This is a genomic window from Pseudovibrio sp. POLY-S9, from assembly GCF_001431305.1.
GTDB lineage: Bacteria > Pseudomonadota > Alphaproteobacteria > Rhizobiales > Stappiaceae > Pseudovibrio.
In genome coordinates, this window is sequence record NZ_LCWX01000242.1 from 21,857 (window position 1) to 22,825 (window position 969).

At 52.6% G+C, this 969-nt stretch carries 1 protein-coding gene and 1 pseudogene; both read left to right on the forward strand.

The window, feature by feature from the left end; all coding sequences use genetic code 11:
* Nucleotides 1-272 (forward strand): annotated as a pseudogene (locus PPL9_RS34810) (phage portal protein); the annotation flags it as partial.
* Nucleotides 269-969: head maturation protease, ClpP-related (locus PPL9_RS34815; RefSeq protein ID WP_082597134.1), on the forward strand; the 701-nt coding region annotated here is incomplete at its 3' end. The pseudogene PPL9_RS34810 and the gene PPL9_RS34815, both read left to right, overlap by 4 nt.

The window sequence follows — 969 nt, forward strand, 5'->3', positions numbered from 1 at the left end:
TACTTATCAAAAACGAAGCCCGTATCCTGAAAGATCTCATTCCCGTTGAAAAACGCGGGCGTTGGTACGTGGAATATAACCGTGAAGCCATGCTGCAAATGGATAGCAAGGCCAAAGGCGATTTCCTCCTCAAAATGCGTATGGGCGGCTTCATGTCTGGCGATGAGGGCCGCGACAAGCTCAATCTGCCACGACGCGGAGGCAACAGTGATGAGCTGGTGGTTCAAACCTCGATGGGACTGGTTGACTTGCTTGGAAAGGACGAAAAATGAGCATCCGCAATTTGCCAAATGTCCCGGTGCTGGCTGGGAAAGGTCTCCAAAGTGCGATTGCTGAAAGCGTACAGCAGCGCTGGAACCCAGATATCAAAGCAGCAGCTGGTGAGGATGGCGAAAACACCATTTCCATCCTCGATCCGATTGGCGAGAGCTGGATGTATGATGGGGTGACTGCCAAGCGAATTTCAGCGGTGCTGCGCAACATTGGTGAGAAGGATGTGGTCGTCTCGATCAACTCTCCCGGCGGCGACTTCTTCGAAGGGTTGGCGATCTACAACCTGCTGCGTGAGCACAAGGCAAAGGTAACTGTGAAGGTGCTGGGGTTAGCAGCATCAGCGGCTTCTGTCATTGCGATGGCGGCAGATGAAATCCAGATCGGGCGAGCGGCGTTCTTGATGATCCATAACACGTGGGTTTGTGCATGTGGTGATCGCCATGCGTTCCTAGAGGTTGCCGATTGGCTAAAGCCGTTTGATGATGCGGCAGTCAGCATTTATCATGCACGCACCAAAATCTCGGAAAAAGAGCTGAGCAATCAGCTCGACAAAGAGACTTGGATCAATGGCGAGAGCGCTGTTGAGCAAGGGTTTGCTGATGCGCTTCTTCCCAGTGATGAGATTGAGCAGGCTCCAAGCCAAGCTTCCGATAAGCCCTCACCAAATGCTGCGCAGAAGGAGCTTGATATCCTCCT